The sequence below is a fragment of the Aeromonas rivuli genome (assembly GCF_020149575.1).
Lineage (GTDB): Bacteria > Pseudomonadota > Gammaproteobacteria > Enterobacterales > Aeromonadaceae > Aeromonas > Aeromonas rivuli.
The window spans coordinates 3707510-3732361 of record NZ_CP079742.1 but is presented as its reverse complement, the minus strand read 5'-3'; the positions used below and the strand labels follow the sequence as shown (position 1 = coordinate 3732361).

The 24852-nt window shown below is 60.9% G+C and carries 25 protein-coding genes; 16 read left to right on the top strand and 9 right to left on the bottom strand.

Going from position 1 to position 24852, the window contains the following annotated elements:
- The first annotated feature begins 123 nt into the window (after positions 1-123).
- The 6 genes from rnr (at position 124) to KYK33_RS17130 (ending at position 6461) form a co-directional block, all read left to right on the top strand.
- Complete coding sequence (gene rnr, locus KYK33_RS17155) at positions 124-2502, top strand: ribonuclease R (protein ID WP_042044186.1); 2379 nt, start codon at positions 124-126, stop codon at positions 2500-2502.
- Entirely contained in the window at positions 2499-3248 is a 750-nt protein-coding gene (gene rlmB, locus KYK33_RS17150) for a 23S rRNA (guanosine(2251)-2'-O)-methyltransferase RlmB (RefSeq protein ID WP_224431295.1), read from the top strand. Before rnr ends, rlmB begins: the two co-directional genes overlap by 4 nt.
- 9 nt (positions 3249-3257) lie before the next feature.
- Positions 3258-3815 carry a Crp/Fnr family transcriptional regulator gene (locus tag KYK33_RS17145; protein WP_224431294.1) on the top strand — a complete coding sequence of 186 codons (558 nt, stop codon included), beginning with the start codon at positions 3258-3260 and terminating at the stop codon, positions 3813-3815.
- A 109-nt stretch (positions 3816-3924) separates the two neighbouring features.
- Positions 3925-4374: a GNAT family N-acetyltransferase gene (locus tag KYK33_RS17140; protein WP_224431293.1), complete on the top strand. Its 450-nt coding sequence runs from the start codon at positions 3925-3927 to the stop codon at positions 4372-4374.
- A gap of 255 nt (positions 4375-4629) precedes the next feature.
- Positions 4630-5490 carry a DMT family transporter gene (locus KYK33_RS17135; protein ID WP_224431292.1) on the top strand — a complete coding sequence of 287 codons (861 nt, stop codon included), beginning with the start codon at positions 4630-4632 and terminating at the stop codon, positions 5488-5490.
- A 134-nt stretch (positions 5491-5624) separates the two neighbouring features.
- Positions 5625-6461: a DMT family transporter gene (locus KYK33_RS17130; protein WP_224431291.1), complete on the top strand. Its 837-nt coding sequence runs from the start codon at positions 5625-5627 to the stop codon at positions 6459-6461.
- A gap of 45 nt (positions 6462-6506) precedes the next feature.
- Here KYK33_RS17130 and KYK33_RS17125 read toward each other — a convergent pair whose 3' ends face one another.
- Together KYK33_RS17125 and KYK33_RS17120 are read right to left on the bottom strand one after the other, a co-directional pair.
- Positions 6507-7355, bottom strand: coding sequence for an alanyl-tRNA editing protein (locus tag KYK33_RS17125; RefSeq protein ID WP_224431290.1), 849 nt, complete (start codon positions 7353-7355; stop codon positions 6507-6509).
- Positions 7356-7441: 86 nt separating this feature from the next.
- A complete protein-coding gene (locus KYK33_RS17120) occupies positions 7442-8680 on the bottom strand; it encodes an Nramp family divalent metal transporter (protein ID WP_396021364.1) in 1239 nt (412 codons plus the stop codon).
- Between the two features lie 299 nt (positions 8681-8979).
- On the opposite strand from KYK33_RS17120, the gene rpsF reads away from it, so the two are divergent.
- The 4 genes from rpsF (at position 8980) to KYK33_RS17100 (ending at position 10971) form a co-directional block, all read left to right on the top strand.
- Positions 8980-9366 (top strand): 30S ribosomal protein S6, encoded by a 387-nt coding sequence (gene rpsF, locus KYK33_RS17115; protein ID WP_005895384.1) that lies wholly within the window; start codon positions 8980-8982, stop codon positions 9364-9366.
- A 32-nt stretch (positions 9367-9398) separates the two neighbouring features.
- Positions 9399-9629, top strand: coding sequence for a 30S ribosomal protein S18 (gene rpsR, locus KYK33_RS17110; RefSeq protein ID WP_005313392.1), 231 nt, complete (start codon positions 9399-9401; stop codon positions 9627-9629).
- A 49-nt stretch (positions 9630-9678) separates the two neighbouring features.
- On the top strand, positions 9679-10125 hold the full coding sequence (rplI, locus tag KYK33_RS17105) for a 50S ribosomal protein L9 (protein ID WP_042044176.1): 447 nt from the start codon (positions 9679-9681) through the stop codon (positions 10123-10125).
- A 102-nt stretch (positions 10126-10227) separates the two neighbouring features.
- Positions 10228-10971, top strand: coding sequence for a ferredoxin--NADP reductase (locus tag KYK33_RS17100; RefSeq protein ID WP_224431288.1), 744 nt, complete (start codon positions 10228-10230; stop codon positions 10969-10971).
- A 17-nt stretch (positions 10972-10988) separates the two neighbouring features.
- On the opposite strand, the gene KYK33_RS17095 is transcribed toward KYK33_RS17100, so the two are convergent.
- Complete coding sequence (locus KYK33_RS17095; RefSeq protein WP_224431287.1) at positions 10989-11303, bottom strand: hypothetical protein; 315 nt, start codon at positions 11301-11303, stop codon at positions 10989-10991.
- A 222-nt stretch (positions 11304-11525) separates the two neighbouring features.
- On the opposite strand from KYK33_RS17095, the gene KYK33_RS17090 reads away from it, so the two are divergent.
- The gene (locus tag KYK33_RS17090) at positions 11526-12590 is read left to right on the top strand and encodes a Preprotein translocase subunit SecY (protein WP_224431286.1); all 1065 of its coding nucleotides are present in this window, start codon (positions 11526-11528) and stop codon (positions 12588-12590) included.
- A gap of 114 nt (positions 12591-12704) precedes the next feature.
- Here the strand turns inward: KYK33_RS17090 and KYK33_RS17085 are convergent, their stop codons facing one another.
- Positions 12705-12872 carry a hypothetical protein gene (locus tag KYK33_RS17085; RefSeq protein WP_198135324.1) on the bottom strand — a complete coding sequence of 56 codons (168 nt, stop codon included), beginning with the start codon at positions 12870-12872 and terminating at the stop codon, positions 12705-12707.
- Positions 12873-12928: 56 nt separating this feature from the next.
- Between KYK33_RS17085 and KYK33_RS17080 the strand changes: the two genes are divergently transcribed.
- The 4 genes from KYK33_RS17080 to gshA all read left to right on the top strand — a co-directional run bounded on the left by KYK33_RS17080 (position 12929) and on the right by gshA (position 18878).
- Positions 12929-13891: an NADP-dependent oxidoreductase gene (locus KYK33_RS17080; RefSeq protein ID WP_224431285.1), complete on the top strand. Its 963-nt coding sequence runs from the start codon at positions 12929-12931 to the stop codon at positions 13889-13891.
- A gap of 63 nt (positions 13892-13954) precedes the next feature.
- On the top strand, positions 13955-14380 hold the full coding sequence (locus KYK33_RS17075) for a YqaA family protein (RefSeq protein ID WP_224431284.1): 426 nt from the start codon (positions 13955-13957) through the stop codon (positions 14378-14380).
- Between the two features lie 27 nt (positions 14381-14407).
- Positions 14408-17221 (top strand): M16 family metallopeptidase, encoded by a 2814-nt coding sequence (locus KYK33_RS17070; protein WP_224431283.1) that lies wholly within the window; start codon positions 14408-14410, stop codon positions 17219-17221.
- A 61-nt stretch (positions 17222-17282) separates the two neighbouring features.
- Positions 17283-18878, top strand: coding sequence for a glutamate--cysteine ligase (gene gshA / locus KYK33_RS17065; RefSeq protein WP_224431282.1), 1596 nt, complete (start codon positions 17283-17285; stop codon positions 18876-18878).
- A 58-nt stretch (positions 18879-18936) separates the two neighbouring features.
- Here gshA and KYK33_RS17060 read toward each other — a convergent pair.
- The 3 genes from KYK33_RS17060 to KYK33_RS17050 all read right to left on the bottom strand — a co-directional run bounded on the left by KYK33_RS17060 (position 18937) and on the right by KYK33_RS17050 (position 23081).
- Positions 18937-20291, bottom strand: a protein-coding gene (locus KYK33_RS17060) for an IS3 family transposase (protein WP_396021360.1) whose coding sequence is annotated in 2 segments (ribosomal slippage) — positions 18937-19791 and positions 19794-20291 — 1353 coding nt in all. Because the reading frame shifts where the segments join, the coding sequence is not laid out codon by codon here.
- A gap of 94 nt (positions 20292-20385) precedes the next feature.
- On the bottom strand, positions 20386-21099 hold the full coding sequence (locus KYK33_RS17055) for a lipopolysaccharide kinase InaA family protein (protein WP_224431281.1): 714 nt from the start codon (positions 21097-21099) through the stop codon (positions 20386-20388).
- A gap of 191 nt (positions 21100-21290) precedes the next feature.
- Positions 21291-23081 carry an AMP-dependent synthetase/ligase gene (locus KYK33_RS17050; RefSeq protein ID WP_224431280.1) on the bottom strand — a complete coding sequence of 597 codons (1791 nt, stop codon included), beginning with the start codon at positions 23079-23081 and terminating at the stop codon, positions 21291-21293.
- Positions 23082-23265: 184 nt separating this feature from the next.
- Between KYK33_RS17050 and KYK33_RS17045 the strand changes: the two genes are divergently transcribed.
- Positions 23266-23808 (top strand): hypothetical protein, encoded by a 543-nt coding sequence (locus KYK33_RS17045; protein WP_224431279.1) that lies wholly within the window; start codon positions 23266-23268, stop codon positions 23806-23808.
- A gap of 52 nt (positions 23809-23860) precedes the next feature.
- Here KYK33_RS17045 and rimI read toward each other — a convergent pair whose 3' ends face one another.
- Positions 23861-24322 carry a ribosomal protein S18-alanine N-acetyltransferase gene (gene rimI / locus KYK33_RS17040; protein WP_042044161.1) on the bottom strand — a complete coding sequence of 154 codons (462 nt, stop codon included), beginning with the start codon at positions 24320-24322 and terminating at the stop codon, positions 23861-23863.
- 68 nt (positions 24323-24390) lie between these two features.
- The gene (locus KYK33_RS17035) at positions 24391-24837 is read right to left on the bottom strand and encodes a DNA polymerase III subunit psi (protein WP_224431278.1); all 447 of its coding nucleotides are present in this window, start codon (positions 24835-24837) and stop codon (positions 24391-24393) included.
- Positions 24838-24852 lie beyond the last annotated feature (15 nt).

Genomic DNA, 24852 nt, shown 5'->3' with positions numbered 1-24852 from the left:
TCTTATGGGGCACACAATTTCGGCCAGTATGACAGAGAGATGTTGTAAAAGGCAGCAGGTGGATGCCATTAGCTCCCCCCTCCGATATACTAGCCGAGTCATTACTTATTCTAAGGCCTGCTTATGTCTGAAAAAGATCCTTTCCTCCAACGAGAGGCCGAGAAATACGAGAATCCCATCGCCAGCCGCGAAATGCTGCTGGAGCTTATTCGCGGTCATGAAAAACCCATGTCCCGCGAAGAGCTGGCCACAGTCCTCAAGCTGACTGAAGAAGAGCCGTTGGAAGCCCTTCGCCGTCGTCTGCGCGCCATGGAGCGTGACGGACAACTGGTCTTCACCCGCAACCAATGTTATGCCCTGCCGGATCGTCTGAATCTGGTGAAAGGCTATGTGCTCGGCCATAAAGATGGATTCGGTTTTCTGCGCCCTGAAGGTGGTGGATCGGATCTGTTCCTGAACAACCGCGAGATGCAAAAGCTGATGCACGGCGATTACGTGCTGGTGCAACCGACCGAGATCGATCGCAAGGGCCGCCAGGAGGCGCGCGTCGTGCGTCTGCTCAAGGCGCGTGAGGCTGACATCGTCGGGCGTTACTTCGTCGAGAACGGCATGGGCTTCGTTGTGCCGGACGACAGCCGCATCGGCCAGGACATCGTTATCCCTGAAGGGGAAAACAAGGGCGCTCGCCAGAGCCAAGTGGTTGTAGTGCGTGTCACTCAGCGTGCCACGGCGCGCATCAATGCGGTCGGTACCGTGCTGGAAGTGTTGGGCGAGAACATGGCCCCCGGCATGGAAATCGACATAGCCCTGCGCACCCATGGCATTCCTCACACTTGGCCCGACGAAGTGACCAAGGAGATTGCAGGGCTGGGCGAGCAGGTGCCGGAAGAGGCCAAAGTGGGCCGCATCGACCTGCGTTCCCTGCCGTTGGTGACCATAGATGGCGAAGATGCCCGCGACTTCGATGACGCTGTTTTCTGCCAGGCCAAGAAGAGTGGTGGCTGGCGCCTCTGGGTTGCCATTGCCGACGTCTCCTCCTATGTTCGCCCAGGTACCGCCCTGGATGGCGAGGCTTATCAGCGTGGCAACTCCGTCTACTTCCCCGAGTACGTGGTGCCCATGTTGCCTGAGGTGCTCTCCAACGGCCTCTGCTCCCTGAACCCGCAGGTAGACAGGCTCTGCATGGTGTGCGAGATGACCATCTCCTCCGGCGGCCGCATGTCCGGCTACAAGTTCTACGAAGCCGTGATGAACTCCCACGCTCGCCTGACCTACAACAAGGTGGCAGCCATGCTGGATGGCGATGCCAAGTTGCGCCATCAGTATGACCCTCTGGTGGGGCATATCGAGGAGCTCAACAACCTCTACAAGGCGCTCAAGCATGCCCGCCATCAGCGCGGTGCCGTGGAGTTCGAGAGCGAAGAGACCCGCTTCATCTTCAACGCCCAGCGCAAGATAGATCGCATCGTGCCGCTGGTGCGCAACGATGCGCACAAGATCATCGAAGAGTGCATGATCATGGCGAACGTGGCTGCGGCTCGCTATATCGAGAAGAACGAGGCTGCCGCCCTGTTCCGGGTGCATGACCGTCCGGGTGAAGAGCGTCTGACCAACTTCCGTGGCTTCCTTGCCGAACTGGGCCTGGAGCTCAAAGGTGGTCTGGAACCCGAGCCGAAAGATTTCGCCGAGCTGGCTGCCAAATTCGAAGGCCGTCCGGATGCTGAGCTGCTCTCCACCATGTTGCTGCGCTCCATGCGCCAGGCGGTCTATCAGGCCGACAACATAGGTCACTTCGGTCTGGCATTGAAGTCCTATGCTCACTTCACCTCGCCGATCCGCCGTTATCCTGATTTGATCCTGCACCGCGCCATCAAGTTCCAGGCGGCCAAGGAGCAGGCGGCCCAGCGTAACAAGTGGACCCCGAGTGGCGGCTACCACTATCAGCTGGCAGAAGTGGATCCCATGGGCGAGCACTGCTCCATGACCGAGCGCCGTGCCGATGATGCCACCCGCGATGTGGCCGACTGGCTCAAGTGCGAGTACATGCTGGATCACGTGGGTGACGAGTTCGACGGCGTCATCGCCAGCGTCACCGGCTTTGGCTTCTTCGTGCGTCTGGCGGAGATCCACATCGACGGTCTGGTGCACATCAGCTCCCTCGACAATGACTACTACCAGTTCGACCCCATGCATCAGCAGCTGATCGGCGAGAACTTCCGCCGTCGCTATCGTCTGGGTGATCGGGTGCGGGTCAAGGTCATGGCCGTCAATCTGGACGATCGCAAGATCGACTTCACCATGGTGGAGGAGCCCCTCAAGGCGACCGGCAAGAATGCCAAGGAGATGGCGCGCAAACAGGCCGAGATCAAGAGCGAGAAGGCCAAGAGCAATCGCCGCCATGAGCGTCGTCAGGAGGGCAAACCCCTGAAGACCACGGCCGCCAAACCCAACAACCGCCGTCCGAGCAAGAAGGCGCGTGACAAGGCCAAGAGTACGAAATGAGCAGTGAACTGATATACGGCATCCATGCCGTGGCCGCCCTTCTCGAACGTGAGCCAGAGCGTTTCATTGAAGTGTGGGCCCTCAAGGGGCGCGACGACGACAGGCTGCAACCGCTGTTGGATGAGCTGGAATCCCTGGGCCTCAAGGTGCAGAGCGTGAACCGCAAGACCCTCGATGACAAAGCCGAAGGCAACAATCACCAGGGCATCATGGCCAAGGTGATCGAGGCGCCCAAGCTGGCCGAGCATGACCTGGCCAGCCTGCTGGACCAGCTTGAGCAGCAGAAGGCGCAACCCTTCCTGCTGGTGCTGGACGGGGTGACGGATCCCCACAACCTCGGTGCCTGCCTGCGCAGCGCCGATGCGGCTGGGGTGCATGCGGTGATAGTGCCACGGGACAAGGCCACCGGCCTGACCTCGGTGGCGCGTAAGGTTGCCTGTGGCGCTGCCGACGTGGTGCCGCTCATCCAGGTCACCAACCTGGCCCGCAGCCTGCGCGAGTTGCAGCAGCGCGGTGTCTGGCTGGTCGGCACCGCCGGCGAGGCGGATCACGACCTCTATCAGGCCAAGTTGACCGGTCCCATGGCGCTGGTGATGGGCGCCGAGGGCAAGGGCATGCGTCGTCTGACTCGTGAGCATTGTGACGAGCTGGTCAGCATCCCCATGGCTGGGGCGGTTTCCAGCCTCAACGTCTCGGTGGCCACCGGTGTCTGCCTGTTCGAAGTGGTGCGTCAGCGCCGTGGTTGAGTGAACGCCATGGAGCGACCCCTGTTTAGCTGGGATCCCCACATCGATGAGCAGGAGGCCAATGGCCTCCTCTCTTTTGCCCGTTTGCAGCATCTGGCGCCGCGAGAGTGTTTGTGGCGGGCAGGGGAGCGCCCTGACCTGCTCGTGAGGGTCGAGCAAGGGCTGTTGCGAGCCCGGGTCGCCCTCGATGACGGCCGCGAATACATCAAGGAGTTCTACTGGGAGGGGGATGAGTTTCTCGATTTCCATCATCAGCTCAGTGGTCAGCCCGCCCGCTACAGCGTGGAGGCATTGGAGCCGTGCCGTCTGCGGGTATTTCCCCTCGCCAGCTTGCGTCAGCACCACCTTTGGCCCGCCTGGTACCAGCATCTGATCGCCGTCCAGCTGCGCATCAAGGAGGAGAAGGAGCTGCTGTTGCTGACCGGCACCCCGGAGGCGCGTTATCAGCACTTCCTGACCCATTTCCCCGCCCTCGATGCCCGTCTGCCGGATCATCAGGTGGCGGCCTATCTCGGCATTACCCCCATCAGCCTGAGCCGGATCCGGAAACGACTGCGATCTCGCTAAGGCGTCTCGTTCTTTCCCTGCATGAAAATCCCTGCCGTCCGTTAACCAAGGTTAATGCGGGGCCACTGGCGGGACGCTATGCTGGCGGCTTCTTACCAAGGAGTCAGCTATGGATTGGATCCTCAAGGGCTTCGACGCCCTCTCGTTACATGAACTCTATGACCTGCTGGTACTGCGCTCGCGGGTGTTCGTGGTGGAGCAGACCTGCCCCTTCCTCGATCTGGATGGGCTGGACAAGCGCGGCGATGTGTTGCACCTGCTGGGGTGGCAAGACGGTGAGCTGGTCGCCTATGCTCGCCTGCTGGCACCCGATGTCGTGAAGCCGGGCCATGCGGTGATAGGGCGGGTGGTGACGGCGCCCGAGGCCCGTGGTGGCGGTCTGGGCCATCAGTTGATGGAGACGGCAAGCGCCGAGTGCGAACTGCTCTGGCCCCAGGCGCCCATTTACCTGGGTGCCCAGGCGCAGCTGCAGGAGTTCTATGGCCGTCACGGCTATCGACCCGAGGGGGAGGCCTATCTCGAAGATGACATACTGCACATCGGCATGGTTCGCCCCTGAGGGTGAGCGACCTTGTGCGCAACCCTCAGGACCTCTAATGCCTTTTTGGCATAACAATGAAATTATTATGTCTTGAGGTAGTAAAGAAAACGGATGCCTCTCTCGGACTTAGTCCGTATTCTTTGAATGATTAATCGACAATATTCGGCAGAGGCATCCTAAAGTGGCAAATCTTGCGATAAATACTGAACAAGATCCGAAAGCTTTGCTGCTTCACCGATTTATGACTGCCCCTGTCCTGAATGGGGAGGGGCGATGGAGCTGATCCGCAAGCGCTTCGCCCTCGATCTGCAAACCTTCGCCATCATCACCCTGGTGCTGGGCAATCTGGCCCAGGCCTTCTCCGATGTGCTGGTCAAGCTGATCGGCCCCGGTTTCAGCCCCTTCCAATACATGTTCTTGCGCCAGCTGCTGACCCTGCTGGTACTGCTGCCTTTCATGCTGCGGGTACCGAAATCGGCCTGGGGGCTGGGCGCCTGGAAGTGGCACCTGCTGCGCGGCCATCTCTGTCTGATCGGCGGCGGGGGCATGATGCTGGCCCTGACCCAGCTGCCGCTCGCCACGGCCAACGCCATCTTCTATGTCTCTCCCCTGTTGACCCTGCCGCTGGCGGCCTGGCTGCTCAAGGAGAAGATCAACTCCCGGGTCTGGCTGCTGGGGGGCATGGGGCTGCTTGGGGTAGTATTCGTACTCAAACCGGGGGATTTCCATCTCGCCGGGCTGGGGGCACTGGTCACGGCCTTTACCCTGGCACTGTTCAATGTCACCGGTCGCAAGCTGCCAGCGGGTATCTCTGTGGTGGCGACCCTGTTCTGGGCCAACCTGCTGGCGCTGCCGCTGACGGCGGGGCTGGCGGTGCATCAGTGGCAGCCGGTGGATTGGCGTCTGCTGGTGCTGATCGGGGGCAGCGGCGTGATGCAACTGCTCTACCATGCCAGCTGCATCTATGCCTATCGGCAGGTCGAGGCCAACCGCATCGCGACGACCGAGTACTCCGGGCTGATGTTCGTGGTGCTGCTGGGGGTCTGGCTGTTTGGCGAGATCCCGAGCTGGAACCTCTGGGTCGGCGTGGGTTTCATCCTGCTGGCCATCCATTGGCAGCGTCGCCTGCGCTAGCGCGCTCTGTGTTCCTGCCAATGAAAAACCGGCCGCTTGCCGGTTTTTTCATATGAGCAGCTTATGAGGCCGATCCCGGTTGTGGCACCGAAAATAGGGTAGCCTGCCTCGCTCATAGTGACAGGAACGCCGTCGTGACATCCACCCTCTTTGCGGCCATCTTGCTGGCCGCGCTGCTGCATGCCCTCTGGAATGCGCTGGCCAAGCGCCAGGCCGAGGGGCGGGTCAGCGTCTTGCTGGTCTCCCTCTGCTCCGGGCTGTTTGCCGTCCCCTTCTTGCCGCTGGTGGGGTTGCCAGCGCCTGCCGAATACCCCTGGTTGGCACTCTCCATCCTGCTGCATTGCGGCTACTGCCTGTTTCTCGGTCGTGCCTATCGGCTGGGAGAGTTCGGCCAAGTCTATCCCCTGGCCCGTGGCAGTGCCCCCCTGGTGACCCTCTTGCTCGGGGCTCTGCTGCTGGGGGAGGTGCCCGGTGGGATGGCGATAGCGGGTGCCCTGGTGCTGGTCAGCGGGGTGTTGCTGATGGCCTGGCGCGGTGGTGTCAGGCTGGCGCCTGCGGCCTTGCGTGCCGTGCTGATCACGGCGCTGTTCACCGCCGCCTATACCCTCTCCGACGGGGCTGGCGCCCGCTCGGCCGGAGAACCGGTGCGCTATACCCTCTGGCTGTTTGCCCTGACGGCCTTGATGATGCCGCTGCTGATGGGTTGGCAGAGTCGCACCGCCTGGCGCGCGCTCAGTCTCGCGGCATGGCGCACCGGCGCCCTCGGCGGCGTCTTGTCACTGCTGGCCTACGGCATCGTCATCTGGGCCATGACCCAGGCGCCCATCGGGCTGGTGGCGGCGCTGCGCGAGAGCAGCGTGCTGTTTGCGGTGCTGCTCTCCTGGTGCTGGCTGGGGGAGAAACTGGGTCGGGTGCGGCTGTGGGCCGCGCTGGTGATCCTCTGCGGTATCCTGTTGATCCGCCTCGGCTGATGGGTGACTACATCAGGCCGGTATGCTACCGGCCTGATGTTTGGCTTAAGGAGTGACCCGGGTGATCAGGGTAAAGCCCTCCTCGCAGGGGGCGAGCTGCACCCGCACCTGGCCCAATTCGGCCAGACCGGTCACATGGGTACCACCGCAGGGGATAGTCACCTCCTGGCCCTCGAGTTCACAGTGCCAATAGCGCGAGTCTATGATGGCTTCGCCGGCCCGGCTGCGACGGATAGCCCCTCCTGCCGCCAGCCACTTCGCCAGCTGATCGTTGACCTTGCTTTCAATCTGTTCGAGTGCTGCCAGCAGTGCCTCGCCGTGGACACCCTTCTTGCGCAGACTCTTGCCGATGCGGTACTGCTCTTGGGAGCCCATGGGCTCGACCCGCGAGGTCTGGATGGCGAGGCGGTCAAAGTCGGGCTGATCCAGGGCGTCGCGCTCGCTCACCTCCTTGCGCCAGTAAGGGACGAGTGTCCGGTTGAGAGCCAGCGCCGCCAGGTGGCAGCCGCTGTGACCCAGGCTAAGGGCGAGGCGTCGCTCGCTATCCACCTGCAGGCTTATCTCGGTGCCGACTGCCAGGTCATATCGACCGGACAAGGGGTGAACCACCACGAACGCCCAACCGGGCTCACCCCGTTTCACGGGTATATCGAGATCGACAAAGAGTTCACCCGCAGGGTTGATAGCCCCCATGCGACAGGGGGCCACCTTGGCCTCACCCCCCTCCCAGCACACCCTGCCCATATCCCCCGGCTGATCGGGCCAGAGATGACTCTGAGGGTGAAAGGGGCTGAGGTCTGTCACCAGCAGGGTCGGTTCACCGACTTGGCAATGGATCACCTTAGCCAGCTCGTTGTGATGACCCAGCACGAAGCTGGCGCGGGTATGGTGCATGGGACACTCCTGCAATGGGATTGAAGGGCAGGATAGCGCAAAGGGAGCCCAGGCTCATTAACTTGGGTTAATGAGCCTGGGGGAGATCAGAGCAGTGAGACCAGCAGGTAGGCGTTGAGGCCAATGACCAAGGCGACGATGAGACGCCCCAGCGCCTGGGTGACAGGATGATTGCGATATTCCCCCATCAGGGCCCGCTCCCCGGTCAGCATCAGCAGCGGGATCAGCGCCAGGGCTATGCCAAAACTCAGGATCACCTGGCTCAGTACCAGGACTTCGGTGGTGTTGAGGCCCATGGCAATCACGATGAAGGCCGGAGCCATGGTGATGAGGCGGCGCAGCCAGAGCGGAATGGTGAAGCGCACGAAGCCTTGCATCACCACCTGGCCCGCCAGGGTTCCCACCACGGTGGAGGAGATGCCTGAGGCGACCAGGGAGAGGCCAAACAGAGTGGCCGCCCCCTGACCCAGCAAGGGGGTCAGCGTCTGGTAGGCGGACTCCAGTTCGGCCACGTGCTGGTTACCCGTGGCATGGAAGGCCGCCGCGGCCATGGCCACCATGGCCAGGTTAACGAAACCGGCGATGGTCATGGCAATGGCCACATCGACCCGGGTGCTGTGCAGACGCTGGTCGACCGAGCCTTGCCCTTCGCCGTGCTGGGTCAACGCCGAGTGCAGATAGATAACATGGGGCATGACTGTCGCGCCCAGGATGCCGGCGGCCAGGTAGATGGCCTCACTGTTGGGCAGACCGGGGAAGAGGGCCCCCTCCAGCAGGCTGGGCAGATGGGGGCGGGAGAGCATCAGTTCGACCAGATAGGCGGCTGCCACGAACAGCAGCAGGCCGCCGACCACAAACTCCAAAGGCTTCTGGCCGCGGCTCTGCAACATGAGAATGCCCCAGGTGATCACCGCCGTCATGCAGGCCCCCTCCATCAGGGTCACGCCGAGCAGCAGCTTGAAACCCACCGCCGCCCCGATGAATTCGGCGAGATCGGTCGCCATGGCGATGATCTCCGCCTGTACCCAGTACGCCCAGACCGCCGGTCTGGGCAGCCGGTCGCGAATGTGTTCGGCCAGGTTCTTGCCGGTGACGATGCCGAGCTTTGCCGAGAGGGTCTGTACCAGCATGGCCATCAGGTTTGCCCAGACCACCACCCACAGCAGTTGATAGCCAAAGGTGGAGCCCGCCTGAATATTGGTGGCGAAGTTGCCCGGGTCGATATAGCCGATGGCGGCGATAAAGGCGGGGCCCAACAGGCTGAATCTGAGTTTGCGCTGGGTCACTATGGCACTGACTGCGGGTTGCATAACGGCACCCTCCATAAGGATATAGCCCTAGCATAGCTGTAACTGATAACTATTATCAATTGGGTTTTTGGATGGGATCGATAGGAAAGAGCCGCTATTTACTCGGCCAGTAATGCCTGTGGCCCTGGCGTGGGCAGAAGGGGGCGGCAGGAGAAACTATCGGCTATCAAAATCACAACGGCCAGTTGCAGTCGGTGTGTCGATTTCGTACAATACGCCGCCCTATGAAAGCAGCGTCTAAACACCATACGTTCCTTGCCTCCGAGGTCTGGCTGCACCTGGGCGGAGGCTGAATTAATCCGTAAGGAGCTAAAATGCGTCATTACGAAATCGTCTTCATGGTTCATCCGGACCAGAGCGAGCAAGTCCCCGGCATGATCGAGCGTTACACTGGCGCCATCACCACTGCCGGCGGCACTATTCACCGCCTGGAAGATTGGGGCCGCCGTCAACTGGCTTACCCGATCGACAAGCTGCACAAAGCCCACTACGTTCTGCTGAACGTAGAAGCAGAGCAAGCCGTTATCGATGAGCTGGAAACCAACTTCCGCTTCAACGATGCCGTTATCCGCAACATGATCATGCGCACCAAGCACGCTGTGACTGAAGTTTCTCCGATGGCCAAGGCCAAAGAAGAGCGCTTCCCACGTCGTGACGACGAGCGCCGCGAAGAAGCGACTGAAGCTTCTTCCGAAGAGTAATTCTTAGATCACTGACATAGAGGATAAAGGCCATGGCACGTTATTTCCGTCGTCGTAAGTTCTGCCGCTTCACTGCCGAGAACGTTACCGAGATCGACTACAAAGATATCGTTACTCTGAAAAACTACGTCACTGAATCTGGCAAGATCGTACCGAGCCGTATCACCGGTACTCGCGCCAAGTATCAGCGTCAGCTGGCACGCGCCATCAAGCGTGCTCGTTACCTGGCTCTGCTGCCGTACACCGATCTGCACAACAAGTAAGAATCGGTCCGGCACTTAAGCCTAACTCAACTCTCATAGAGGAAAGGTAATGCAAGTTATCCTGCTCGACAAAATCGCCAAACTGGGCGGTCTGGGTGATCAAGTCAACGTTAAAGCTGGCTACGCCCGTAACTATCTGATCCCGCAAGGCAAAGCCGTTATGGCTACCAAGGCCAACATCGAGACCTTCGATGCTCGCCGTGCTGAACTGGAAGCCAAACTGGCTGCCGGTAAAGCTGCCGCTGAAGAGCGCGCTGCCAAGCTGGGTGAACTGGCTGCTGTTGTTATCGCCTCCAAATCTGGTGACGAAGGCAAGCTGTTCGGTTCCATCGGTACCCGTGACGTGGCTGATGCCATCACTGCTGCCGGCGTTGCTGTTGCCAAGAGCGAAGTCCGTATGGGCAACGTTCTGCGTAACACCGGCGAGTACGAAGTTGTTGTTCAGCTGCACGCTGACGTCAAGGCAACCGTACAGATCCAGGTTGTTGCTCTGTAATAGCGATTCGCTTTTGCAGAAGAAAACCCGCGCCTCGGCGCGGGTTTTTTATTTTGGGGCACCGAGTTAGAGTAAGGGACTGTTGCAACGAGAGAGGTTTCCATGGCGGCTTGGGTAGAAGGGCGTGTCATCGAGCGTATCCAGTGGACGGATACCCTGTTTTCCCTGAGGGTGGAAGCGCCGCTGCTCCCCTATCAAGCGGGGCAATTCACCAAGCTGGCCCTCGAGCAGGGCGAGCGCCGCATTCAGCGCGCCTACTCCTTCGTTAACCCGCCATCGTCCCCCTACCACGAGTTCTATCTGGTCGAGATCCCGGGTGGCGAGCTGACCCCCGCGCTGAGCGCCCTGGCCGTGGGGGATCCACTGCTGGTGCAATCCCAGGCGACCGGTTTTCTCACCCTGGATGAGATCCCGGCGGGACGGGATCTCTGGCTGCTCTCCACCGGCACCGCCATCGGTCCCTTCCTTTCGCTTTTGACTGCGGGGGAGGCCGAGCTGCGCTTCGAGAATCTGATCCTGGTGCACGGGGTAAGAAAGGGGGAAGAGCTCAGCTATCAGCCGTTGATCGCCGCGCTGAAGAGTCAGCTCGGCTCGCGGCTTCACTATGTGCCCTTCGTCAGTCGTGAGCCCTGGCCGGATGCCATGGCGGGTCGCATTCCAGCGGCCATCGACAGCGGCGCCCTGCAAGAGCGAGTGGGGCTGGGCTTTAGCCCCGAGCAGAGCCAGGTACTGATCTGCGGCAATCCCGAGATGGTCAAGGGGACCCAGCTCTCCCTGATTGAGCAGGGCCTGACCAAAAATCTGCGCCGTACTCCGGGTCAGATCAGCTCGGAAAACTACTGGTAACAGGGCAATGAGGGGGCTTAATTGTGCTTACCCTTGCCATTATTACCCTTGGATTTGTTGTGACCCTGGCCCGGGTTGTTGTCACCGTGGACGCTGCGATTGTAGTGATCGCGGTATTTGCCATCCATGTTGCCGCAGTCAGTCTTTAGGCGACTGTCCCCTATGCGGATATCCAGACAGTTGTGCTGCCACCAGTCGTACTCCTTGGTGTCAAAATCGACATTGATTGCGCCACCTGACAGGCCGACGCCACCATCTTTATTACTGGGTGGTGCGGCCTGGGCGGCGGCGCTCAGGGCAAGCAGGGTGAGCAGCAGTGCGCTATGTCGCATGATAGATCCTCGATGCGGTGATGACTGGTGCCAGTATAGTGTCAGCTAGCTGGATCCCAGCCTAAGCCTGGGGGAAGTGGATGCAGGTCTAAAATCTGACCGAACTGGTCATCCCCTGTCCGAACGTTGGTAATATCTTGCCATTTCAGTGTGATAGCCTTCAATCTTGGCGGAGCGACTCTATAATCGTCGGTCTGATATTCCAACCGCCAGCGCAGCATCATGCAGACAGCCATCTCCTTGCCCACCGCGTCTCCCTCATCCCAGTTACGTTACCCCAAAGGCTGGTTCGCACTCACCACCGTCTATGGTTTTACCGGGCTGGCCATCTTGGCCTCCATCGTTTTCTCTTTGTTGCTGTTTCTCTCCATCGACGACAACCCCTTGATGAAGTGGTTGTTTGGCGGCCTTGCCATCATTTTTGAGCTCGGCAAATTCTACATCTGGTACGAATATGGCGAGCGCCGGGCGCGGCGGGAGCTGGGTGGTGCCTTCTGGTCACTGCTGTTCTACGCCGTGCTGGCTGCCATCTCCATCGGCGGCAGCATAGGTGGCATCAACAGCGCCACCAACACCGTGCTCGGCATTCAGGCCAAACATGAGCGGGAGGTCGCGCGCTTTGATGAGCAGATCGACAGCATAGAGCGCCAGATCCGCCTCAATGAGGAGGCGGCGCGCAAGTACATCGAAATGGCCCGCATCTCCAGTGGCGTGAGTGGCTTGCAGCAGGCCAATACCCAACTCAGATTGAAGCAGGATGAACTGCGCCTTGAGCGTGATGCCAAGCCGCTCAATGAACAATCTTCGATGCTGGGGCTGATGAGCAGTCTGGCGGAGGGGATGGGGGTGAGCATAGGCCAGGTGCAATTCTTGCTGGTCTGTTTCCTCTCTGTGCTGCTCGATGTGTTCGGGGCCTTTTTCGTCTCCCTGATTGGTGATGAGACCCGTTTTCGCCGCCACTGGCAGGCTCAGCGCAGCAGTGGGCGTGTCGTCTCCCGGGTCTCAGGGGAGAGGGGGCGCATGGATCAGCATGACCATGATGAGGGGCAATCTGAGCCAGCCCCTCAGCTCACGCCGCTGGATGCGGTACGCCAGGGTCTGCAAAGCGGGCGACTCAAATGTGGTAAACGGGCGGTCGCTCAGGCGCTCTCCTTGCCCCTTGAAGAGGTGGACAAGATCTTCGTGCAGTTGATGCGCGAGGGGGTGCTGACCCAGGGCAGCAACCGTCACTATGCCCTGCAAGAGACCGGGCAATCCGAACCGGGTCAATACCAGACTGGGCCCTGACAGAGAGGCTCGCCCAGGGCCTCTTGGATGGGCAAGTTAGCAGCGTCAATGGCAGTGCCAGCTGACATCGAGGCGCCGGCGGGAGGGGGCTAAGCCCGGTTAGCATGGGGTTTTCTAGTGGGTGAGTATCATCATCAGGCTGAGGAAGGCGGCAAGGGCGCCACCCAGCCCGATGATCCAGTAAAAGCCCTTGGCGCCTCGCTTGATGGGGATGCGAAAGTAGAGCAGAAACAGCCACCAGGCCAGGGCCAGCAGCAGTGGGATAAGAAACATTCGAGCCATGGTGTCCTCACTGTTATCCTGTCGCCTCACCGTCAACCATAAGGATGGAATCTGCAATGACGCAACTACAGATTACCGCATTCGGCCCCCCCTCGGTACTCAGACTAAACCCCTCTCTGGATGGCATGCCCGCCGAGGGTGAGGTGCGGGTGCGCATCTGTTACGCCGGGGTCAACCCCATCGACGCCAAGACCCGCGCCGGTCTAGGGTGGGCTGCCGCCGAAAACAAGGACAAGCTGCCCTGGACACCAGGCTATGACATGGCCGGTGTGGTGGAAGCCCTTGGCCCAGGGGTAGAGACCCTCAAGGTGGGCGACAAGGTGTGTGGCATGATCGGCTTCCCGCTGCAGGGCGGCGCCTACGCCGAGTCTGCCCTGACCCCGGCCGAGTTGCTGGTGCCGCTGGAAGAGGTGAGCCTCAAACAGGGCGCGGCCCTGCCCCTGGCAGGCTTGACCGCCTGGCAGGGCCTGTTCGACCATGGTGAGCTCAAACAGGGGCAGCGGGTACTGATCCTGGCCGGGGCGGGCGGTGTCGGCCACCTGGCGGTGCAGTGGGCCAGGGCCTATGGCGCCAAGGTGACCGCGCTGGCCAGCCCGGATAACCATGGTTTCCTGCACGGCATAGGCGCCGAGCGGCTGGTCGATTACCACGATGCCGATTGGGCTGCTCAGGTCGGTCAGGTTGAGCTGGTCCTTGACTTGGTCGGTGGCGAGAGTGGCAAGGCGGCGCTGGCTTGCGTGGCCAGCGGCGGCCGCCTGATCACAGTGCCGACCATCACGGCGGAGGCGATCAAGCTGGCGGGCAGCGAGCGCGGCATCGAGGTGCGCGGCATGCTGGTGCAGCCCAACCCCAAGCAGCTGGCCCAGATGCTGACCCTGCTGCGCATCGATGAGGCGCAGATCTGCATCAATCGCGAGTTCGAGCTGGCCGACGGGGCCCTGGCCCACACCGCCATCGAAGCGGGTCACACTCGTGGCAAACTGCTGCTGCGCATGCCCGCGGCGAGCGTGGATGACTAACCACAGGCCGCAGGCTGACCGAGCGCATCAGGCTCGGCTTGCGGGTCGGGCGGCACTCTTCTCATGGAGATGAGCCTCGGCTGGCTGTTTCTGAGCGCCTTTGGCTCGGCGACGCTCTTGCCCGGTGGCTCCGAGCTGCTGCTGGGGGCCATGGCGAGCCGGGGGGAGTGGAGCCCGGCCAGCCTGCTGCTCTGGGCCACCCTCGGCAATACCTTGGGATCCATGACCAGCTGGTGGCTCGGCTGGCTGGCGACCTTCAAGAAAAAACCCGAAGATTTTCAGGGGCGTGGGGAACAAAAGGCGCTTGGATGGCTCAAACAACATGGTCATTGGTGTCTGCTGCTCGCCTGGACGCCCATTCTCGGCGACGGGCTCTGCCTGTTGGCCGGCTGGCTGCGCCTCTCATTCTGGCGCTCGCTTATTCTCATCGGTCTCGGTAAGTTAATCCGTTATGGCCTGGTCCTGTTGCTGGCGATTCAATTCTTCTAGCCGGTGCCTTTCATCTACGAGGTAACAGTGAACAAACTCATCCCACTCGGCATATTGCTCGGGTTCAGCCTGCCACTTCTGGCCGCGCCAACCCTGGTATCCCAGCAGACCAAGACGGCGGGCCAGCTCGCCATTCCCTACCAGATGTACAAGCTGGACAATGGCCTGACCGTGATCCTGGCGCCGGACAGATCGGATCCCCTGGTGCACCTGGATGTGACCTATCACGTCGGCTCATCGCGCGAAACGGTCGGCAAGTCCGGCTTCGCCCACTTCTTCGAGCACATGATGTTCCAGGGCTCCAAGCATGTGGGGGATCAGGAGCACATGCGCATCATCAACGAGGCCGGTGGTGACATGAATGGCACCACCAACAAGGACAGAACCAACTACTACGAGACGGTGCCAGCCAATCAGCTGGAGAAAGTGCTCTGGCTGGAGGCGGATCGCATGGGCTTCCTGCTCGATGCGGTCAGCCAGAAGAAGTTCGAGATCCAGCGCGCCACCGTCAAGAACGAGCGCGGTCAGCGGGTCGATAACCAGCCCTATGGCCTGGTGAGCGAGCGGATGGGCGAGGCGCTCTACCCGCGCACTCACCCCTACTCCTGGCAGCCGATCGGCTATGTGGAGGATCTGGACCGGGTCGGGGTGGATGACCTCAAGCAGTTCTTCCTGCGCTGGTATGGCCCCAACAATGCGACCCTGACTCTGGGGGGGGATTTTGACAGCAAGCAGGCCCTGGCCTGGATTGAGCAGTACTTCGGCACCATTCCCCGAGGGCCCGAGGTTGCCGAGCCGACCCCCGAGCCGGTGAGTCTGCCCGAGACCCGCTACATCACCCTGGAAGACAAGGTGCACCTGCCGCTGCTCTACATCAGCTATCCGACCGTCGCCCTGGGGGATCCCCAGGAGCCTGCGCTGGACATGTTCGCCGATGTGCTGGGCGGTTCGGCCAGCTCCATGCTCTATCAATCCCTGGTCAAGACCGGCAAGGCGCTGGAAGTGGGGGCCACTCACTATTGCGAGGAGCTGGCCTGTACCCTGACCGTCTACGCCTATCCGAACCCGGCGGTGGATGGCAGCCTCAAGAGCCTCAAGGCTGAGGTGGACAAGGCGATCGGCGACTTCGCCCAGCGTGGCCTCAAGCCGGAGGATCTGGAGAAAGCCATCAGCAAGTATCGCGCCTCCACCATCTGGGGACTCGATAGCGTCGAGGGCAAGGTCAGCCAATTGGCCATGGGCCAGGTGCTGGCCGGTGATCCCAACTACGTGTTCAAGAGCCTGGATGCCATTGGCAAGGTGACCCCGCAGCAGGTCAAGGCGGCCTATGACAAGTTCATAGCGGGCAAGCCTGCGGTGGTGATGAGTGTGGTGCCCAAAGGCAAGAGCCAGTGGCAGGTGGCTCCCCCCAACTTCACCCCGGCCAAGCGTGAGCTACCCGATTACAACAAACATGAAGCGGCCCTGCCGCTGCGCCCGGTGACCGACAGTTTCGATCGCGGTGTGCAGCCCAGGGTGAGCGATGCGGTCAGTGCCAAGGTGCCGGCCATCTGGCATGGCAAGCTCGACAAGGGCATCGAGATCATCGGCAGCCAGAGTGACGAGATCCCGGCCGTCTCCATCATGATTGCCCTGCCCGGTGGCATCAGTGCCGAGAGCAAGGGGGAGCTGGGACTGGCCAATCTGACCGCGGCCATGATGGAGCAGGGGTCGGTACGCCTCTCCGAGGCAGCGCTCAGCGACGAGTTGCAAAAGCTGGGGGCCAGCATCGAGTTTTCCAGCGCCCAGTACAACAACCTGATCACCATCAGCAGCCTGACCGACAAGCTGCCCCAGACCTTGGCACTGGTGAAGGAGCTGTGGCTGCGCCCCGGCCTGCGTGAGGCAGACTTTGAGCGCACCAAGGCGCAGTTGCTGCAAGGCATGAAGCAGAGCGAGCAGCAGCCTGAGTGGCTGGCGGGTCAGGCGTTTCGCGAGCTGATCTATGGCAAGGGCAGCCGTCTGGGGGAACCGGCGGAGGGTCTGCCCGCGGATGTCGCCAAGCTGACCCTGAGCGATGTGAAGCGCTTCTATCAGCACTACTACGACTCGAGCCATGCCAAGGTGGTGGTGGTGGGTGACGTCACCCAGCAGCAGGTGGAGGATCAGCTCGGCTTCCTGACCGAATGGCAAGGCACGGCCCCTACCCTTGGCGACCTCAAACCCAAGGTGGCGCAAGCCAAGCCGGGCATCTATCTGGTGGACAAGCCGGGGGCGCCCCAGTCGGTGATCCGCATCGGTCGCCGCGCCATGGCGTTTGATACCACGGGGGATTACTTCACCGCCGGTCTGATGAACTTCAACCTGGGGGGCAATTTCAACAGCCGGATCAACCTCAATCTGCGGGAAGACAAGGGCTACACCTATGGCGCCAGCTCGGGTTTCTCCGCCAATCGTGATGTCGGTGTCTTCGCCACCGGTGCCAATGTGCGGGCGGATGCAACCGTGGATGCCATTCGCCAGTTCCTCAAGGAGCTGGAAGGGTATCAGGGGAGCGGCCCCACCCCGGTGGAGCTGGCCTACATGCGCAGTGCCGTCTCCCAGCAGGATGCGCTCTCTTATGAGACCCTGAGCCAGAAGGCGGGCTTCCTGCTGCAGATGATCATGTATGACCTGAAACCGGATTTCGTTCAGGCCCAGAGCCAACTGATTAAAACGGTTTCACAAGAGACTCTAAAGCAGAGCGCGGCCCACTGGCTCGATCCCAAGCAGATGGTAATAGTGGTGGTGGGAGACAAGCAAAAGCTTGAAAAACCCTTAAGCCAGCTTCATCTTCCTATCTATCCGCTGCAACTTCCCTAGAGAAGCGTGCGGCATGCCTGAGTGCCGCCCCGACTGGGGCGGCCAACAATGAGTCTTGAATATGACCACATCTAGCTTGTCACTGCGCGAGTTACTGGCGGCGTTGGGAACCCCGGAACGTCTGTCTGCCCTCAAAGGGATCCGGCGTGGCCTGGAGCGCGAGACCCTGCGCATCACCCCCGAGGGTGGCCTGGCCCAGGGGGATCACCCCCACAGTCTGGGCTCGGCCCTGACCCATGCCAACATCACCACCGACTACTCCGAGAGCTTGCTGGAGTTCATTACCCCGGCCACCGACTCTATCGAGAGCCTGATGGAGCAGCTGGGCGACATTCATCACCATGTCAGCCAGCACATCGGCGAAGAGCGCCTCTGGCCGCTCTCCATGCCCTGCTTCGTCGGTGACGAGGAGAGCATACGGCTTGCCCAGTACGGCAGCTCCAACATAGGCCGGATGAAGACCCTCTATCGCCAGGGCCTCAAGAATCGCTATGGCAGCCTGATGCAGGTGATCGCCGGCATCCACTTCAACTTCTCCATGCCGGACAGCTTCTGGTGTGAATGGCAGGATCTGGCGGGGGAGCCCTGTTGCAGCCAGCGCTTCATCTCCGAGAAGTACATGGGGCTTATTCGCAACGTCTACCGCTTCGGCTGGCTGGTGCCTTACCTGTTTGGCGCTTCCCCTGCCATCTGCCAATCCTTCCTCAAGGGGCGGACCAGCACCCTGCCGTTCGAGAAGATTGGCAAGGGGACTCTCTATCTGCCCTATGCCACCTCCCTGCGCCTCTCCGATCTCGGCTATACCAGCAGCTCCCAGAGCATGCTCAATATCAGCCACGACAACTTGCCTGCCTATGTGGCCTCCCTGCGCCGGGCCATCAGTACCCATGACCCCGAGTTTGCCAAGATAGGGGTCAAGGTGAACGGCGAGTATCGCCAGCTCAATGACAATGTCTTGCAGCTCGAAAACGAGTTGTATGCGCCTATCCGCCCCAAGCGTACCCCCCGCAGCGGCGAGAAGCCGTCGGATGCGCTGGAGCAGCGTGGTATCGAATACATAGAATTGCGCACCGTGGACGTGAACCCCTTCACGCCGCTCGGTATCGACGTGGAGCAGGTACGTTTCTTCGACGTCTTCCTGGTGTGGTGCCTGCTGCGTCCCTCTGCCCAGCTGTCGGAAGAGGAGATCGCCCGCAATCGTCGCAACATGAACAAGGTCGTGCTGGAGGGGCGTCGCCCCGGCCTGCAGCTCGAAGATGAGCAGGGCACAGCCCTCGGCCTCAAGGAGTACGGACTCAGCCTGTTTGACGAGCTGGACGAGGTTGCGGCCTTGCTGGACCGTTGCTGTGGCCGTAATCGCTATCGTGAGACGGTGGCGACGCACAGAGCCAAGCTCAACAACCCCGAACTCACCTACTCGGCCCGCCTGCTCAAGCTGCTCAAGGAGAGCGACCTGGATAACGGCTGCTTCGGCGACGCCTTGGCCAGTCAGTATCGCGAACAGTTGCTGGCCGGTGAACTGCAGTACTGGGATGAGGCTTACTTTGCCGGTGAGGCGCGGGAGTCCCTGCTCAAACAGCGGGAACGGGAGCGGGGCGACAGCCTGAGTTTCGACGACTTCCTGACCGACTACTTCGGCCGCACAGTGCCCGCCTGATCGTCTCCTGATACAAAAAGCCGCTCCCTCGTGAAGTGAACCCCATTTATTGGACACGTTAGTTGGCGGATAACATGGCCTGAGTTCGGTACTGTACCGGGCTCAGGCCGTTTAGTTTCACTTTGATCCGCTCATGGTTGTAGTAGTGGATGTATTCATCCACCACACGTTTCAACTGCTCTGTATCTTCGTACTCTTCGTTGAACCAGCATTCGCTTTTCAGCAGTCCAAAGAAGTTCTCTACCACCGCATTGTCCAGGCAGTTCCCTTTGCGTGACATGCTTTGCTTCACGTCCCTTGACGATAATCGCGTCTGATAGCTGGCCATCTGATATTGCCAGCCTTGATCCGAGTGCAGCACCGGCGCGTCTGTGGGCCCTAATGTCGCCAAGGCGTCATCCAGCATCTTGTCCACCAACCGCATCCCCTGGTGCGTTGCCATCTGCCAGGCGATGATCTCGCTGTTATAGAGGTCCAGCACCGGCGACAAGTACAACTTCTGCCCTTTGAGATTGAACTCCGTCACATCGGTGACCCATTTTTGGTTCGGGGCATCGGCGTGAAAATCACGCTGCAAGAGGTTCGGGGCGATATGGCCGTATGTCCCCTTGTACGACCGATATTTCTTGCGGCGCAGGTTAGAGGCAAGGTCCTGTTCTCGCATGAGTTTTCGCACTGTCTTGTGGTTAATTAGGCACCCTTCGTTGCGCAGCGCCAGGGTGATCCGCCGATAACCATAACGCCCCTTGTGGTGATGAAACAGCGCCTTGATCCGTTGCGCTTCATGCTCATAGGTCCCTGCGCTGGTACCTGACTTCACCTGCCAGTAGAAGGTGCTGCGTGGCAACCAAGCGATATGCAGCAGCGTTGCCAGCTGATGGTCCTGCCTTAGCTCGGAAACTATTTTTGCTTTCTCTGCTGCTTTTCCCGAGCCAAGGCATGCAGCTTTTTTAGATAGGCGTTCTCCGCCCGCAGGTATTCGAGCTCTTCCTGGGCACTGTGGAAAGTGGGATAGGGGGCGGTGAGCGGTTTGTTCGGTGGTTTTTTTCCTGAAGCCATGATGCGCTCTGTGCGTTTGTCACTAAGGGCCATGATACCGCCTTCACGATAAAGCCGCGCCCACCGACTGACGGTGCAGGCCGCGGCGATCTTGAATGCTGCGGCCGCCTTGCGAGAAGATGCATTATTTTCCTGCATCCAGTGCAGTACCTCCTCTTTGAACTCAGCAGAATAAGCTTTGGTCGTGATGGTCAAGCCATCTTCACCACTGACTTTCCAGTGCTCAGTCCAGCGGCGAACGGCGCCATGATCGACACCAAACAGGGCGGCCGTCTTTTTGGCACCGTCATGACCGTTGAGATAGTGAAGAACGACCTGACGCTTGAAGTCGGTCGAGTATTTTTGCTTTGCCATAGAAACGAAGAACCCCTACTCGTTGGGTGTCCAACTTTCGGGGTTCACTTCACTCGGAGCGGCTTTTTCATGGGGCGGAGGTCATGAGCGGGCGTCAGTGGCGCACAGGCACTTGAGGGGGACACTGCTTAATCTGTTGCAGCAGATAGTCGCGATAGCCTTCCCCATGCAGTTTGCCGGGTTTGAGGGTGGCCGCCAGGATCTGCTGACGAGCCTTGGCGCCAGAGGGCAGGCGACGTACATGAGTATCAATCCAGATGATCTCCCCCATGGGATCAATCATCAGATTGCCAAAATGGAGATCCCGGTGGCAGTAACCGTGGCTGGCCAGGGTGGCAATCTCCCTGGCGAGTCGGCGTAGCAGGGCGAGGCGCTGTGCCTCGTCGGCGCCGAGAAAGTAATCCTCCCCCGAAACGGCATCTTGCAGGTACTGCACCGCCAGGAAAGAGGCGAGGGGATTGAGGGGGTTGATGGCGATCCCGGCTGCCTGGCAAGGCACCACATTGAGACCGACCTGGCGCAGTATCCGGTTACTGCGCCATTCACGCAGGGCGTCGATGTGACCGATCAGCCGCTTGCCGAGTTGATCGCGGCACAACCAGGCCAGCGACCAGCGTGGATGCTTGTCGGCAACCAGCTTGCACAGGGAGTGACTGGCGTCGTGGCGGCGAAACAGACTGCTGCCGATCTGTTCGAAGTGGGCGGTATCCTGGGTCTTGTCCAGGGACCAGCGGGGCAGTTGCAGTTGATCATGAAACAGCAGGTAGTGATGGGTTTGGCCATCGAATTCGAGTGAAGTCAGCTTCATAAGAGAGTCGCTCTGGGAGTGGTGCGAGCCTGACTTGACGGGATGGCAAGAGGGGCTCATCTGCTATGAAGCCATGGTGCGACTCTGTTGCTGACATCAGCTGAATGACGGGACGAAAACACTGCTTTCAATATGAAAAACGCCGCAGGACCTGGTGATCCTGCGGCGATATCGGGGGATTGGCAGTGAGATCAGAGGTGGCTGTACATGGCCTCGATCTCGCTCTGGTACTTGGCCTCGATGATCTTGCGGCGCAGCTTCATGGTGGGGGTGATCTCCCCGAGCTCCATGGAGAAGGCGCTCGGCAGCAGGGTGAACTTCTTCACCTGCTCGAACTTGGCCAGCTCCTGTTGCAGACCCTGAATGCGCGCCTCGAAGAACTCCACCACCCGGGAGTGGCGCAGCAGCTCGGTCTTGCACTGATATTGCAGGTTGATGGAGCGGGCGTACTCCTCCAGAGACTCGAAGCAGGGCACGATCAGCGCCGACACGAAGTGGCGGGCGTCGGCGACGATGGCGATCTGCTCGATGAAACGATCCTTGCCGAGGGTGCCCTCCACCAGCTGCGGCGCCACGTACTTGCCGTTGGAGGTCTTCATCAGCTCCTTGAGGCGCTCGGTGAAGTAGATGTTGCCCTCGCCATCCAGCTCGCCCGCATCGCCGGTGCGCAGGAAGCCATCCTCGGTCATCACTTCGGCGGTGGCCTCCGGCTTGTTGTAGTAACCGCGCATCACCGTGGGGGAGCGCACCAGCAGCTCGTTGTTCTCGCCGAGTTTGACCTCGATGCCGTCCATGACGGTACCGATAGAGCCCAGCTTGAACTGGCTGTCCTCGTAGCAGCAGACGGTGGCCGTGGTCTCGGTCATGCCGTAACCGTACTTGAGGTTGAGCCCCATGGCCTGGAAGAAGAGATTCACATCGTCGGCGAGGCGGGCGCCCGCCACCGGCAGGAAGCGGGTGCGGCCACCGAAGCGGGCCCGCAGCTTGCGAAACACCAGCCGCTCGGCCAGGGCCAACTGCAGGTAGAGCAGGGGGGAGGCGGACTTGCCCGCCTGGCGGGTGGCGACCATCTGCTTGCCGACCCCGGTGGCCCAGCCAAACAGGGCGCGGCGCAAGGCCGGGGCCTGGGCGACCTTGGCCTGGATCATGGCGTAGGCCTTCTCGTAGAGGCGCGGCACGGCGCACATCACGGTCGGCTTCACTTCGCCAATCACCTCCATCACCTTCTGGGGATCGCGGATATAGACGTTCTCGGCGCCGCAATAGAGCACGTAGTAGCTCCAGGCGCGCTCGAACACGTGGCTCAGGGGCAACATGCACAGGGACACATCCTGCTCGTTCAGATCCAGGCGGCTGTCATGCATCTCGAAGCAGGCGGCGATGTTGGCGAAATCGAGCATGACCCCCTTGGGCTCGCCCGTGGTGCCCGAGGTATAGATGAGGGTCAGCAGATCATCCATCCGGTAGTGCTGTTCGCGTGCGCGCAGCGTCTGTTCGCTGGGCTGATGGTTACCGGAGGAGAGGAAGGTCTGGAAGTGGCTGGCCTGCTCGCAGCCGCGCAGATCGACACTGCCATCGAGGGCCACAATCTGGCGGATCTCGCCAGCCTTCAGCAAGTGGAGCGCCTGATCGAACTGTGGTTGCTCCCCTACGAACAGCAGCTGGATGCCTGCATCGCGCACTATGTAGCGCAGCTGATCCTGGGTGCTGGTGGGGTAGATGGGCACGCTGACCCCGCGAGCGGCCAGGATGCCGAGGTCGGCCTGGGTCCACTCCGGCATGTTGCGGGCATAGAGGCCGACCATGTCACACTCCTGATGACCGGCCCGGATCAGCGCCTGGGCGCAATAGTCCATGGCCTGTCCCAGGGTGCGCCAGCCGATGGCACGCCATTGGCCATCCTGTTGCACCCGCAGGGCGGCTTTATTACCCAGACGGGCGATGCGTTCGCGAAGCAGATGAACCAAATGAAGCTGTGACATCCGTAGATCCTCAATGACAGAGAGACGCCCGGCAGGGGCGTGAAAATCGGGCTGGAGTGTAAACTCTAAGATTACGGCTTACAAGTGTGCGCTGTTTTGTTCCTGATCAGGGAGAGCGGATTTTGCTGCGAAATTAATCAAAATCGGCGATAACTGGGAGAGGCGGTCGTCGGAGGCTAGATCAATGAAAAATCTGGGGAAATGGTTAGGACTTCTGTTGGCCTTGCTGTTGGTGGCCGGGGGCGTGGGTTGGTATGCATGGAATCAACAGGCGCTGGCTCGTGGCAACCCTTGGCTCAAGGGCGAACAGGGGGCGGCACGGGCCGGGCAGCTCGCCCGGGAATCCGGCATGGCGGTGCTCTATGTGATCGAGTCAGACAAGTGTCGGCGCTGCAAATTGCTCGACAAGGCGCTGTGGCAGGATCCGGCGCTGACATCCACCCTGGCCGGGCTGGTCAAGGTGCGCCTCAACCCGAGTGCGGGGGATGGCAGTGAGCGGGTACTGCGTCGCTTCCCCAAGGTGAATACGCCCCCTGGCATCTATCTGCAACAGGGCGGTGGCCCGCTCAAACCGATACAGATAGTGGTGGATATCGAGCAGATCTGGATGCCGGGAGTGACCTATCGGCGCGGTTTCTTCATGCCGCTGTCGGTCGCGGGCTTCGATGCGGTGTTACGCACCACCCTGGCACTGGACGATCCCGCCTTCGTGTCACTGGCACCCTGAGTGGCAGCAGAGCGGGGTTCGCGCCAGATCAGGGGCAGGCCCGGCTGAGGGGTCAGCCGAAGTCGAACAGCCGCGACATCAGCACGGCATCTTCCCGATCCGGGCCTGTGCCATAGTAATCGGCGCGGCGGCAATACTCGGCGAAGCCTTCACTCTCGTAGAGGGCGATGGCGCCCTTGTTGCCAGCCCGCACTTCGAGGAACCAGGCCTCGGCTTTTTTCGCCTTGCTGCTGGCCAGATATTCCCTCAGCAGTGCCCGCCCCAATCCCTTGCCCTGAAAGTCAGGATGGACGCAGATGTTCATCAGCGAGCTGTCTCCGGCCACCAGATCCGAGATGTAGAAACCGGCGGGACGTCCCTCCACCAGCAGCAAACCGTTGAGGTAGCGGGGCCCGAAGCAGGAGAGCAGATTGGCCTGGCTCCAGGGCTCCTGGTGTGCGGCCTGCTCTATGGGGTAGATGAGGGAAAAATCGCTCTCCAGCAGGGGGCGAAATGCGGGCTGGGCTTGGGACATCTGGACTCCGAAACGGGGGGGCGGCAATCTGGGCCATGAAAAGGTGGCAAGGCTAGGGTGGCAATGACTCAGCTCAGGCGCTGGCGAAGCTGTTGCCAGAGTGCCCGTTTCTGGGCCGCACTGGGTTGCAGCGGGCAGACAAGTGCCTGGGGCCAGGCGGGATCCGCCGCTTCGAGCCAGAGCAGGGGCGTTGCCATGCCAGGATCCAGACTCGGCACCAGGCTCACTTCCTGAGTCCCGAATCCCAGCAGCAGGCAGACATCCGCCAGCAGGGTGGGGGCAGGCAGGCTGTCTGCCACTATCCAGAGTCGGCCCGCCGGCAAGGGGGGCTTGGCATGGGGGCTTGGCAGGTTGATCAGCGGTTCGACCACCAGTTGGCCCGGCGGTGAGGGGGCGGCCGCGTCGGTGGTGTCCTCTGTGGGCGCAGGCTCAGCGCCCAGCAGGGCCGGGCGGCGCACTTGCCACTGGGGTATGCCCATGCGGCTAAGCAGGCCCTGGCGTAAGGGATCTAGCATCTGATTGACTCTGGA